Source organism: Paenibacillus sp. J22P277 (assembly GCF_059383675.1).
This window is the reverse complement of record NZ_JBXENS010000005.1, coordinates 1-12,146: the sequence shown is the minus strand read 5'-3', so window position 1 is coordinate 12,146 and position 12,146 is coordinate 1. Positions and strand designations below refer to the sequence as shown.

At 50.1% G+C, this 12,146-nt stretch carries 9 protein-coding genes and 1 pseudogene; 4 read left to right on the top strand and 6 right to left on the bottom strand.

The window, feature by feature from the left end; translation table 11 throughout:
- Positions 1-72 precede the first annotated feature (72 nt).
- Positions 73-966: an AraC family transcriptional regulator gene (locus AC50YL_RS17240; protein ID WP_494833439.1), complete on the bottom strand. Its 894-nt coding sequence runs from the start codon at positions 964-966 to the stop codon at positions 73-75.
- A 145-nt stretch (positions 967-1,111) separates the two neighbouring features.
- Here AC50YL_RS17240 and AC50YL_RS17235 point away from each other — a divergent pair, with 145 nt between their 5' ends.
- Positions 1,112-3,814 carry an MGH1-like glycoside hydrolase domain-containing protein gene (locus tag AC50YL_RS17235; RefSeq protein ID WP_494833438.1) on the top strand — a complete coding sequence of 901 codons (2,703 nt, stop codon included), beginning with the start codon at positions 1,112-1,114 and terminating at the stop codon, positions 3,812-3,814.
- Positions 3,808-4,077, top strand: a complete 270-nt coding sequence (locus AC50YL_RS17230; protein ID WP_494833437.1) for a hypothetical protein — start codon at positions 3,808-3,810, stop codon at positions 4,075-4,077. The genes AC50YL_RS17235 and AC50YL_RS17230 overlap by 7 nt, the downstream gene beginning before the upstream one ends.
- A gap of 238 nt (positions 4,078-4,315) precedes the next feature.
- Here the strand turns inward: AC50YL_RS17230 and AC50YL_RS17225 are convergent.
- From AC50YL_RS17225 to AC50YL_RS17215, 3 genes and pseudogenes are all read right to left on the bottom strand, one after another.
- Positions 4,316-4,483, bottom strand: a pseudogene (locus tag AC50YL_RS17225) (MGMT family protein); the annotation flags it as partial.
- A 315-nt stretch (positions 4,484-4,798) separates the two neighbouring features.
- Positions 4,799-6,727 carry an ABC transporter permease gene (locus AC50YL_RS17220; RefSeq protein WP_494833436.1) on the bottom strand — a complete coding sequence of 643 codons (1,929 nt, stop codon included), beginning with the start codon at positions 6,725-6,727 and terminating at the stop codon, positions 4,799-4,801.
- On the bottom strand, positions 6,714-7,487 hold the full coding sequence (locus tag AC50YL_RS17215; protein ID WP_494833435.1) for an ABC transporter ATP-binding protein: 774 nt from the start codon (positions 7,485-7,487) through the stop codon (positions 6,714-6,716). Before AC50YL_RS17215 ends, AC50YL_RS17220 begins: the two co-directional genes overlap by 14 nt.
- A 189-nt stretch (positions 7,488-7,676) precedes the next feature.
- Between AC50YL_RS17215 and AC50YL_RS17210 the strand changes: the two genes are divergently transcribed.
- Together AC50YL_RS17210 and AC50YL_RS17205 are read left to right on the top strand one after the other, a co-directional pair.
- A complete protein-coding gene (locus tag AC50YL_RS17210; RefSeq protein ID WP_494833434.1) occupies positions 7,677-8,348 on the top strand; it encodes a response regulator transcription factor in 672 nt (223 codons plus the stop codon).
- Positions 8,345-9,376, top strand: a complete 1,032-nt coding sequence (locus AC50YL_RS17205; protein WP_494833433.1) for a sensor histidine kinase — start codon at positions 8,345-8,347, stop codon at positions 9,374-9,376. The genes AC50YL_RS17210 and AC50YL_RS17205 overlap by 4 nt, the downstream gene beginning before the upstream one ends.
- Positions 9,377-9,507: 131 nt before the next feature.
- On the opposite strand, the gene AC50YL_RS17200 is transcribed toward AC50YL_RS17205, so the two are convergent.
- Both AC50YL_RS17200 and AC50YL_RS17195 read right to left on the bottom strand, forming a co-directional pair.
- A complete protein-coding gene (locus tag AC50YL_RS17200) occupies positions 9,508-9,669 on the bottom strand; it encodes an SDR family oxidoreductase (RefSeq protein ID WP_494834435.1) in 162 nt (53 codons plus the stop codon).
- A gap of 434 nt (positions 9,670-10,103) precedes the next feature.
- Positions 10,104-11,906, bottom strand: a complete 1,803-nt coding sequence (locus tag AC50YL_RS17195) for an RCC1 domain-containing protein (RefSeq protein WP_494833432.1) — start codon at positions 11,904-11,906, stop codon at positions 10,104-10,106.
- Positions 11,907-12,146: the final 240 nt, after the last annotated feature.

Genomic DNA, 12,146 nt, shown 5'->3' with positions numbered 1-12,146 from the left:
AGATTCATTGAAAGAGCTGCGCAGTACCTCTGCTACAACAACTGCCGGCTTCCCGCTGTCAGATGATGCGCTTTAAAGTCTAGGGAGGGTCCGTTTCTCAACAAATTGCCTCGGCGAGCAGCCGAAATGCCTTTTGAATAATTGATAAAACTGGGCTGGACTGGTAAACCCTACTTTGCAGCTAATTTCAGTTACAGACCACGCCTCTGTTAGCAAGAACTGCTCTGCTCGTTTCATTCGGCGCATCTGGACGTAGGACGTAAACGTCATACCCATTCCCTTTTTAAATAACTTGGCAAAATAGCTGCTATTATAGTTCAACTTGTTGCTTATATCCGCAATTTGGAAATAACTATCTAATTGTTGTTCGATATAGACAAGTGCAGGACGCAATTTCTCCGCTATCCGTGGATCCATCGGTTTTATGATGTGGGCATCATCAATCTGAATAAACGTGTACATGAGCTTTTTCAAGCTAGCATTTATAGAGAGCTCGTAACCCCGCTGTCGTATCGTCATATCGAGCAGCATCTCATGGATTAGTTGGTGAATGACCTGTATGCTTGCCGGATATTTGCGCAGCGTTTCATTGAACTGTGTTAAATTGGCTGAGCGGCCGGTAAATGCGGCGAGATACGGAAGCAAGGAAGGATCCATAAAAGCTGCCATATCAACATGGCAGACGATATACAGCAGATCGTCATGCTCATGTTTATGGGATCTGTGCAGTTCATTGGAGCCCAGCATCATCACATTACCAGCTTTCAGATTATAGCTGAGATGTGTTGTTTCCATCGTCAGGGTACCTTGCAGCACGGCGATCAACTCCACCTCTTCATGATAGTGCCAAGGCCCAAATTGATCGGATGCTTGGCTAGGATGATGTATGGTCCATATTTTAATCCGGAAATTTGGATCTGCAAACTCCACATGTTCTTTATCGTAAGCTTTCAGATTCACTGGCACGGGGATCCTCCTGCGCTTAATTGTTATTCTCATCATATCATGAATGTCCGTTTTCAAGATAATTGAAGCTTATATCAAGAGGCATTTTGGTATGTACTCATTTAAAATAAAGAGAATATCCTACATTTCGAAGGAGCGATAGACAATGCATGAGATCGAGACACTCCCCGATGACCATGATCTTAGACTGCCTGCTTGGGGACCTTTTACCAAACAATACATGGGTATCTCCCATATCAGCGATCAAGCGCGAGGCTTGCGTTTTGATCTTAGTTTAATGCCTGGCTTCTATAGGGGAAAAATGGATATTCCCAGCGTGTTGTGGGAATCCGGCTATCATCCATGGGAGGCAACAACGGATTACAGCTTCTTCTCCCATCGCCATGAGCTGGAATGGAAAGATCGCGTCTATACCGACATTTCCTTCAGCCGTATCGCCGATCAGTGCCGTCTGATTCGAGTATCTTTCGTGAACCAATCCGAGCATCCTCAAAACTTGGTACTGCACTGGATGGCTTCGCTTCAGCCGCCTCGTCTTCTCGGGCATGGCGACGTACAGGTATGTGCAGATGCGCAGCTGCCCGAGGGCGCTGTGTGGGTTGATGCGCTAGATTATAGTGAATTGAATTTCGCACACCCACGTCCTTCGGACGGCTTGGTCTATGACGGTTTTCTTAGAGGTGAAATTCGAGGCCAGCATTTTACGGGGGGGTCCGCAATAGGCTGCAACTTCGGTGCCGACCAAGGGGACTTGCTGCGTTATGAGATAAACCTCGCGCAGCCTTTGAAAAACGGCGTGTTTTTGCTGCGCTACCAAACGGAGAAAAGCGGGGAGCTTGAGCTTCAAATTGGACATCAGACATACCGATTCGAAGTAGAGACTTCGAACTCCCTGAGGGTTGTCCGTCTACAGATCGGGACACTTGCAGCAGGAGACTTTACGCTCTCCTTATCTGCTTGCGGCTCCGGCCCCCTGGTGTTGGACGGCTTTACCCTACTCGAGCACAACGCTTGCGAAGATGTTGTCTTTGTCGACCGACCCTGGCACATCGAGCCTGAATTACTGGAAGGACCAGTTCCTGGCAGCCTGATCCTCCGTTATAAAGATTGCCCGTATCATTACGGCCTTTTGTGGGACTACCCCAATGTAGAGATACGACAATACAAAAACGACGAACTGGATCGGTATGCCCGTTATACGGTGCATAATCACGTAAATGCCGTCTTGCAGGGTAATGGAAAGGGTCATTTTACTGATGTGTTCATACGTCCCATTCATGTCGTACCAGCTTCATCGAAGATTCTTCATGGCATGGTCTGTTCCGGGACGTACGAAGAAGTGCTTGCCTCCCTAACGGCTTTTTCGCTAGACTACGACAAATGCGAAGCCATTTATGAAGCTGAACGTGCGAACTTAATTCCACCTCCCTCTTATGCTACCGGTGGCAACTATGCGTTTAGCCAGCAGCTTATGCGAGCTACGCTGTTAACCAATACGGTCTTCCCTGTCTACACCAAACGCAGGTATATTCGCCATAGTACGCCAGGGCGCTGGTGGGATTCCCTATATACATGGGATTCAGGGTTTATCGCACTCGGGCTCTCCGATTTGGACGCAGGGCGAGCAATAGATTGCTTGAACGCATACATGACAGAACCTGGTGACCGTCAGACTGCCTTTATTCATCATGGCAGCCCGGTGCCCGTGCAGCATTATGTGTTTCTTGAGCTATGGAACCAAGGGCAGTCTCTCTCCTTCTTGAATCATTTTTATCCGCGATTACGTCAATATTATTTGTTCCTAGCCGGGAAAATTAGCGGGTCTACTACTGGCATACTGCGATCCGGACTACTTAAGACATGGGATTACTTCTATAATTCCGGGGGGTGGGACGATTATCCGCCGCAAAAATATGTGCATGCGCAAACGCTGGAGGCGACAGTTGCTCCTATTGTGACAACGAGCCAAGCCATTCGTATTGCTAAAATCCTGAAAATGGCTGCCGCAATGTCGAAGAATCGGCAGGAAGACATAAGGGAATACGAGCAGGATATAGAACGATGGAGTGATGCTTTAGAGAAGCATGCGTGGGATGAAGAAGCCGGTTATTACGGCTATGTCGTGCATAGCGAGCAGGGTGAGCCGGAAGGCCTTCTACGGCACAGCTCCGGGGCCAATTATAACATGGGGATGGATGGGCTTTACCCGCTAGTAGCCGGCATCTGTACCAAATCGCGTGCGGATCGCCTAGTTGCCGCGCTGTTTGATGATAAGCGTTTATGGACGCCAATCGGCCTGTCCGCCGTTGACCAAAGCGCGCCTTATTATCGGGCGGATGGCTATTGGAACGGTGCGGTTTGGATGCCGCATCAGTGGTTTTTCTGGAAAACCATGCTCGATTTAGGTTACTCCGATCTTGCTTTCCGCATCGCGGAAACCGCTTTAGACTTATGGAAGCGTGAGACCGAGGCCACCTACAACTGTTATGAGCACTTTATCGTGCAAACAGGTCGAGGCGCAGGATGGCATCATTTCGGCGGTTTGTCGGCTCCGGTCATCAATTGGTTTGCTGCTTATTACCAACTTGGCAAAGTTTCCGCTGGTTTTAATGTTTGGATGCTGCAGCAATCCTTTAACGAATGCTATACGGCGTATCAGGCGGAATTTCGCTATGCCAGTGAAGCCGAACAAACCTTCAACATCGTGGTCAACATGGCAGAAGGCGTGCACTATAAAGTCGAGGGAAAAGGGTGTACCGTGCGCTGGACGATTAACAAATGCGGTGGTGTAGAATTGCGCATTTCCGATTGCATGCCGCAGGCCGCCGTGCGGATCCGGGCGTGTTAAATGATTTTTACGCAACAGAGCCCGCTATCTATACGCTTTTGAACTATTGCCTGATTTACATTTCATTTTTTGACTGGCTGCTCTCTGAAGGCTTGTGCAGTGGTGAGCGCGGCCAGATTTCGCTTCAGCTCCTTGAAAATCTTAGAGCGACAGATGTTGAACGCTTTGGAGACTTCCTAGCCATTGAACAGGGTAATTCACCAGATACGATCGAAATTCGCATCCCTAAAGTCATTATTCGATTACCTAACGCAGGTCGCTGAGGACGAAAATAACTCCCCGTATCTTAAGCGCAATGTAATGGTAAAGGTTTTACCAGTTGAGAAAGAGAAACTTAGTATTGAGGAAAAGGCTAGCCGAATTGAAAATAAGACATTGCTCTTCAGGATGTGCTCGCGTATATGAACGTTCGCAAAGCACGATACAACGTAGGTGATAATCAGCCTGCTCTTTTTCTTTCACTTCCTGCCGGTCCTAGAGGTACTGTTGGTCAATTAACCGTCAGATCAGCAGCGCTCGCTGGAGAAACCGGCTTTCGTCGCTTCCGATGGCAATCTCGCCCCTGACATTAATGACGCGGTGCCAGGGCAGTCCATGCTTATCGCTCATGGAATGGAGAATGCGCACGACCTGCCTTGCGGCGCGCGGACTGCCGGCCTGCACGGCAATCAAAAGGCGCCACGCGTGTTTTCACCCTTTCTGCGCCGCATTCCCATGACGAAGCGCCGCGGCTTCGAAGCGGACGCTGCATGCAGCACTTTGACTTTGAGCGAATCCAATTCAAGATTTCTTCAAGATAGCTTACTTCCCTGCTTTGTCCGCAATTTATGCGAAAATATGTTCGTAAAATTTTGCCGAATCCCTTGATGTTCGTTCGTATATTGTGCAAGAATCAGAAAACCCGGCGCCGCTGGGGACGTCGGGTCATTTCTTCTTTTCATCAGACAGGGAACCTCTTGATGATGGAACATTAACAGCTTTTTTTCACTTGTTCGCGATTTTATTGAAAGAATGCACCGTCAGCACGTAATAGATCAGATAAATACCAACATAAGCGGCCATGGAGGCCATAATCGGCGCGGTCACGTTGCCCGTGATGAGACTGATGCTGGACAAGGCTTTCAGAATCATCGCGCTATGCGCGATTCCTACCACAAGCGGAAGCGCGAATACGAATAAGGTTTGTTTCGCTATCGACAGGCGGATGTCTCTGCGGCTGACGCCGATTTTCCGCAGCATATCGTAACGTTCCCGATCGGACCGGGCTTCGGTCAGCTGCTTGAAATAAATGATACTGCCGGTTGCCGCCAGAAACACCAGGCCCAGAAACCCAAGCACAAAGATATTCAAGGCGGCATCCTCGAGTCCGTCCCGATAAACCGCATAATAGGCGGACATTTGGTTCTCTTCCGTTGCCAACTTGTTTAACTGTTCAGAAGAAGCCTTCGTTGTCTGCTGATCCTCGACCTGATACACGCGATACACATCCGGAGGAACCTGCCCTGCAATTTCATCGAATAGCGAGTCGCTCACGACAATGGTCACATCCGGATACGTCCAGCGCAGCACATTACGTTCAAGGAATTGTACAAAGTTCACTTCCTTATCGCCTTCAGGGGCGTTCATGGTGACGGATCGGCTAATATAATCGGAAGGCTCCGTATCCGGCGCATACCTTGGACGAATGGCGGCTGCCTGGTTGCCCGTCAACTGAACCTTTTCCTTCCAGCCGAGCGACTGGGAAATCTCATTATATTTACTTGCCGCCATCAATTTCAAAGGCGTATCATCCGCCGGGAAAGTCGATGGATAATAAGCCAGCGCTGCCGTATTCGCCTTTACCGTTATAACCGGGATCGCGAAACTCTGCCTGACCGGATGCTCCGTATCGGCTGCCAGAATTTGCGCTGCCTGCTTATCCAGCGTTCCCCCATCCGAGATATAACTGTAGCTGAATGGAGCGGCATCCTCCGCATTACTCTCGTTGCTGAAGTACATGCTGCTGCCTACGCCGATCGCGCTCAACGTAAGCGCGCTGAGCAGGGCAATGACCGTCAGCATGCGCGTATTTCCCTTAATGCGGAACAGCAGCTGGGCGGTGGCGATCAGGTTCATCCCGCGATAGTAACGCGGCTTGTTGCGCTGCGAGGCACGCAGCAGCCAGATGATGAACGAGCGGAACAACAAATAGGTTCCGGCGATGAGCGATACAACAATCAACAGCATATTTCTTCCCATTTGCGCATTGGTCGCCATCGGCTGGAACACCAGCCAATAACTGAAGGCGAGTAGCAGCGCGGCCAGCAGCGCCGTGATCACCGAGGCTTTCGGCGCTTGATCCCCTTCCTTTTCAGCCTGAAATAATTCTATGAGCTTGAAGCGGTAAATCAGGCGATACGCCTGTACGGAAGTGAACAGAATCAACACCGCAAATACGATGACCGTATTCAAAATCGCCTGCGGGGGGACGCTGAAGCTTACATTGACGGCTGAATCCAGCAGCTTCAGGAAAATCATCGTGAACAGTTTGGACAATAGCGTTCCAAACAACACGCCGATTGCCACGCTGACCGCACCCATGATGAGGTTCTCGTAAAACAGCATTTTGCTGATGGTCCTCTTTCGCATCCCAAGCAGCGAATACAGCCCGACCTCCTTCTTCCTGTTCTTCGTGAAGAAGGAATTCGAATACCAGATAAATACGGCCACGAACAGTATTAATACGATGGAAGCCCCCATAAATACAGCGCTCATGATCTGCGACGACTGCATGGTGGTCTGGATTTCTTCGGCGTATTGCAGCGAAACGAACGTGTAATAAATGACGACGCTGAAAATCATCGAGACAAAATAGATCAAATAGCTTTTGAAATTGCCGGTGACATTTTTCTTCGCGATCTCAAGTAACGTCACTTGCGCCACCCCCGAGCACGGACAGCACATCGAGCACTTTATTGAAAAAATCTTTACGGGTCATCGCCGGCCCCTTCACCAGTTCCGTGAACATACGACCGTCCTTGATGAACAGCACCCGCTTGCAGTAGCTTGCCGCAAAAGCGTCATGCGTGACCATCAGAATGGTCGACCGCGCCTGCTCGTTCAAATCTCTGAGACTTTCCAGCAAATCGGTAGCCGACTTCGAATCCAGCGAGCCCGTCGGTTCGTCCGCCAGCACCAGGCTCGGGCCTGCCACGATCGCCCGCGAGGCCGCCGTGCGCTGCTTCTGACCGCCGGATATATGATAAGGGTACTTGTCCAGCAGCTGCCTGATGCCGAACTTGTCTGCAATGTCATTCACTCTCCGCTCTATTTCTTTCACGTTCATTTTGGACAGCGCGAGCGGAAGCACAATATTCTCTTTCACCGTAAGCGTATCGAGCAGGTTAAAATCCTGAAAGATGAACCCCAGCTTATCTCTTCTAAACACAGACAGCTGCTCCTCGTTCATCTTCAGGATGCTGGCTCCGTCAATGACAATCTCCCCTGAAGTCGGCTGATCGATGGTGGCGAGCAGGTTGAGCAAGGTCGACTTTCCAGAGCCCGAAGGTCCCATGATCCCGACGAATTCGCCTTCCCGTACCGTAAGATCAATGCCGTCCAAGGCCGTAAACACATTTCCTTTGGCTCCATATAGTTTGGTGACTTGCTTCGCTTCCACGATGGTTCTGCTCATCGGCGGCGCCTCCATTGCGTTCATTTGTCGTGCTTATGGATTCATTCTACAAGATCCAAACCGGATGCGGACTTACAACCTCTCCTTGCAGCCTTACAATACTGTCACGTTCAGCGCTTGTATTGCTTTCAATTTCGGGAAAATGGTATGTTTCATTATAAAGCAGGCTTTGGATAGGGAGGTGCAAGCGTGAAAATCATGATCGTGGAGGATGACCGCGTCATTGCCGATCTGGTAGCGGAGACGCTGATCAAATGGGGCTTTGAGGTTGTTTTGGTAGATGATTTCGAACATATTCTGCAGCTGTTCGTCCGGGAAAATCCCCAGCTTGTTCTGATGGATATCAATCTGCCGGCGTTCGACGGCTTCTACTGGTGCAGTCAAATCCGAGAAATCTCTAAAGTACCGATCCTGTTTATTTCCTCCCGACACACGCCGATCGACATGGTCATGGCGATGAATATGGGCGGCGACGATTTTATCCAGAAGCCGTTCTACACCGAAGTGCTGATCGCCAAAATCAATGCCTTGCTGCGCAGAACCTACTCCTACGCCGAACATGCGCTGAACGTTCTGGAGCATGACGGCGTTGTCCTGCACTTGGGTGACGGAACGATCGTTGCCGGTGGACAGAGGGTGGAGCTGACCAAGACCGAATTCACCATCCTAAAGCTGTTGATGCAGCAAAAAGGAACGGTCGTCCATCGTAAAAAAATCATGCGAAGTCTTTGGGAAGATGAAAGCTTCGTGGACGATAACACGCTTACGGTCAATATCACCCGGGTTCGCAAAAAACTGGCGGAGCTCGGCAAGGATGCCTTTATCTCCACCAGGAAAGGAGAGGGGTATATCATCTCATGAGCTTCCTCGCCTATATCCAGGACAAACGGTTTTTTCTGGGCTTCTATGTACTCATCATGGTTTTCGTATCCTCCATCATGCTCGTAAGCGTCGGCGATCGACAGGCGATCAATTCGAATATTGTCTATGTCAATGCGGGATGCTTCTGTTTCATGGCACTGTACATCGTGATCGGTTACTTTTACCGCAAAGCGTTCTTCCTGGAGCTGAAAGCGTCGGCTGGCAGCGATTCGGAGCATGCAATTGCAACCTTCTCCGATCCGCAGAATCATCAGCAGACGCTTTACCTTGAACTTGTAAGGTCGCTCTATGAGGGCCACTCCCGGCAGCTGCAGCGCTCAATCGCCGAACAACGGGATCATCAGGATTTCATTATGTCCTGGATTCATGAAGTCAAGCTGCCGATTGCGGCAAGCCGGCTGATCATGAATAACAGCGAGGGTAAATCAGTCGACGAGCTCGTTGACAAGCTGGAGGATGAGCTGGCTGAAATCGATCATTACGTGGAGCAGGCACTCTATTACTCCAGGATCGATTCCTTTTCCAAGGATTATTTCATTACGGAGGTTGGGCTCGCTCAGCCGGTGAAAGAGTGCGTGAAAAAGTACGCCAAGCTGTTCATCAACAAGGCTATCCGCCTGCAAATGGACGACGGGCAGCAGTTTGTGCAGAGCGACAGCAAATGGCTTCTTTTTATCCTGGACCAGCTCACTTCAAATGCCTTGAAATATACGCCGGAGGGCGGAAGCATTACCTTCAGCTTCGAAGAGGATAATCGGGAAAAACGGCTGCTGATCAAGGATACGGGAATCGGCATTAAGACCGAGGACATCCATCGCGTGTTCGAGAAGGGGTTCACGGGAGCAAACGGAAGAAGCCATGCCAAGTCGACCGGCATGGGACTTTATCTGGCCAAGCAGCTTGCGATCAAGCTGGGACATGAGCTCTCCATTCAATCGGAAGAGGGCTTGTCGACAACGGTGACGATCCATTTCCCCAAGATGCGCAATTATTATCGGATGCAATAAGAAGAAGCCTGCAGCAGACGCAGGCTTCTCGTCGTTTAAAATACATACAGCACCGTTGCCTCGCACAATATCTTGCGTAGAGGCATCGCTTAAACCTCATTCGTTTCATCCACTTTGGACGTTCTTCGCTTTTAAACGCCTGGCTGCTGCCCGCCGTCGATGATCTCTTCCGTGCCCGTATTAGAAGTAACGCGGTAAGAGACAAGCAGCAGCGCCATGGCTGCGATTTCGTCCGGATCAACCAGGCGTCCGAGCGGAATAGCCGCGCTCAAGTCCGACTTTTGCGCATTGATGTCGATGCCCTTCTCCTCCGCTTGCTGCTTTGCGAACCGCTGGGCCTCTTACAGAATCCTAGATCAATATTAACAAATTGGCATTGGTGAATCATTAAAAAAACTGCTCGTTAGCGTAGCGACTGCCCCATGATGTTCAACTATCGTACCCGTTAGTTCAATCGTCTTCTTTTATGAAAATATAATTCACTAAGGCTTTGGGGCTAGTTATCCATAACTTCTCCCCTTAGAAAAATGAACTCTTAGGATATTCGTTCACAATTCCCCATGATGGTCGACTCGTCAAGCTCACGTACCTAAAATGGGGTGAATTCCCGTTTCTCACCTCAGCCGCTCCAACCGCCTCCTCCAGTTTCAGCAAATCGAAGGTACAAAAAAGACCGCGAGGGTACCCCGCGGCCGGCCAATAAGTATCCGTAAACCTAGCAATATCTTCAGTGATTATCATATTGGATGCTTACATATACGAAAACCTTCTTAGTCGGACTGTAATCTTGGGCCGTATGTCCTTTAACGCTCCACGATGCGGTGTAACCTTCAGGTAATTCAGCAGCGCTATACTCGGTACCATCCGGGAGCTCCTTCGCCGTAATCGGTAATTGGTGACCGTCACCCGCGGTCTCCATGCTCAGGTCATAATTTTTTCCTGCCGGAGAAATCATGGAAACATTGACTGTTCCATGTTGGCCTTTAGGGAAGGTCCAAGATCCACTCAACACTTGCCCGGGAGATGAAATGTACCCGTAATATAACGAAACCCTATACGTATGCTGGTTATCTGAATACGTTTTAGAATCGGATAGCTGAAAAGAGCCGAGAACCGGTGTAGCTATCGTAGCGACGATTACCGCTTGGTTCACGCTTTGATTGCGATCGGCATCGACGGCGACCGCTTTAAAGAGGTAGTACGTTTTTGGAGACAGCCCCTTCACCTCATAGCTGGTCACGTCCCCGTTCAGGGTAGCCAGCAGCGTATCGTCTCGGTAGACCAAGTACTTGTCTACACCCGTATCATCCGCGGCCGGCTGCCAATTCAGCTTTACGCTGTTATCGGTCACATCGGTAACCGTCAGCACGTTACCCTGAGGCCACTGCGGCGTTTCGGGAGCGGATTCGCCAATTCCTTGAACTTGATAGGGAATTGTGGCGTTAATCCCGTACCATCCCCAACTCCAGACGGTTCCGTCGCTTGTGAGTGCCAAACTGTCTTCACCTCCCGCGGCTATGGCATCCACCGAACCGAGACCCTTCACTTGAGCGGGATAAAAACGGCGCGTCGTTGTTCCATCGCCCAGTTGGCCAGAAGAATTATCCCCCCACGCCCAGACGGTTCCGTCGCTTTTAAGCGCCAGATTATGGCCGTAACCCGCGGCAACGGCGCTCACTGAACGGAGACCCTGCACTTGTTCAGGAGTAAAACGGTACATTTCGCCACCTGTAGTAAATCCCCACTGCCATACTGTACCATCGCTCTCCACAGCCAAATTATGGTAACCATCCGCAGAGATGGCGATCACCGAGCTTAGACCCTGCACTTGAACGGGCATATTCGAATCGGTGATTGCCCTGCTTCCAATGCCCAGTTGGCCGTACAAATTACTCCCCCATGCCCAGACGGTTCCGTCGCTTTTGAGTGCCATGCTATGTTCCCGTCCCGCTGCAATCGCGATTACGGAACGGAGATCTTGCGCCTGAACAGGCCCCGCATGATCCGAGGGGTCCCATCCATCTGTCCCCGAATACCTTCCATCGCCGAGTTGGCCGTATCGATTGTCGCCCCACCCCCAGACGGTCCCGTCGCTTTTGAGTGCCAAATTATGAATATCCCCTGAAGCAATGGCGATCATGGAGCTAAGATTGCATACTTGAACGGGAGTCGATCGATCGGAACCGTCCGTTGGATCGCATAATCCGAGTTGGCGTTCGTAATTATCGCCCCACGCCCATACGGTTCCGTCGCTCTGGAGCACCAAATTATCTTTAGTACCGACAGCTATGGAGACTACTGAACCGAGACCTTGTAACTTGACGGGGCTTTGAAATCTTGGCAACCACTCCCAAACGGATCCGTCCTCCGTAAGAGCTTGAGGAGCACCTCCTGCTTCAAGCATCGTTACACCCGTTTTCGAACTCCCTGCAGCCACCGCGGAAGCGGCTTCAGCGGCGGATGCCTGAAAGGGTACAAGCAGCGTCACCAACAGCATCCCGCAAATAAAAAGCGTCAACTGGCGTTTCATCCATCTTCACTCCTATCTTTGAGATTATCCACCTTAATCTACCATATTGCGGAAATCTATGAACCCGCTTATGGCACTAATTACACATCCCGCTTATTAAGAATAATAAAAGGCAGGCAATCATTCCTGTGATATGCTCCCCATACGATGGACAGGTAAAATAATAAAACCTGTTTTGCCGAGGGGAGCTTTTCTATGTCGAGAGGAAAATTTAACGCGTATGAGAAATTAACGATTCTC

Bases quoted from the DNA above. Each gene is read 5' to 3' on its own strand.
- AC50YL_RS17195 (WP_494833432.1), bottom strand. From the start codon at position 11,906: ATGAAACGCCAGTTGACGCTTTTTATTTGCGGGATGCTGTTGGTGACG.
- AC50YL_RS17235 (WP_494833438.1), top strand. From the start codon at position 1,112: ATGCATGAGATCGAGACACTCCCCGATGACCATGATCTTAGACTGCCT.
- AC50YL_RS17215 (WP_494833435.1), bottom strand. From the start codon at position 7,487: ATGAGCAGAACCATCGTGGAAGCGAAGCAAGTCACCAAACTATATGGA.
- AC50YL_RS17205 (WP_494833433.1), top strand. From the start codon at position 8,345: ATGAGCTTCCTCGCCTATATCCAGGACAAACGGTTTTTTCTGGGCTTC.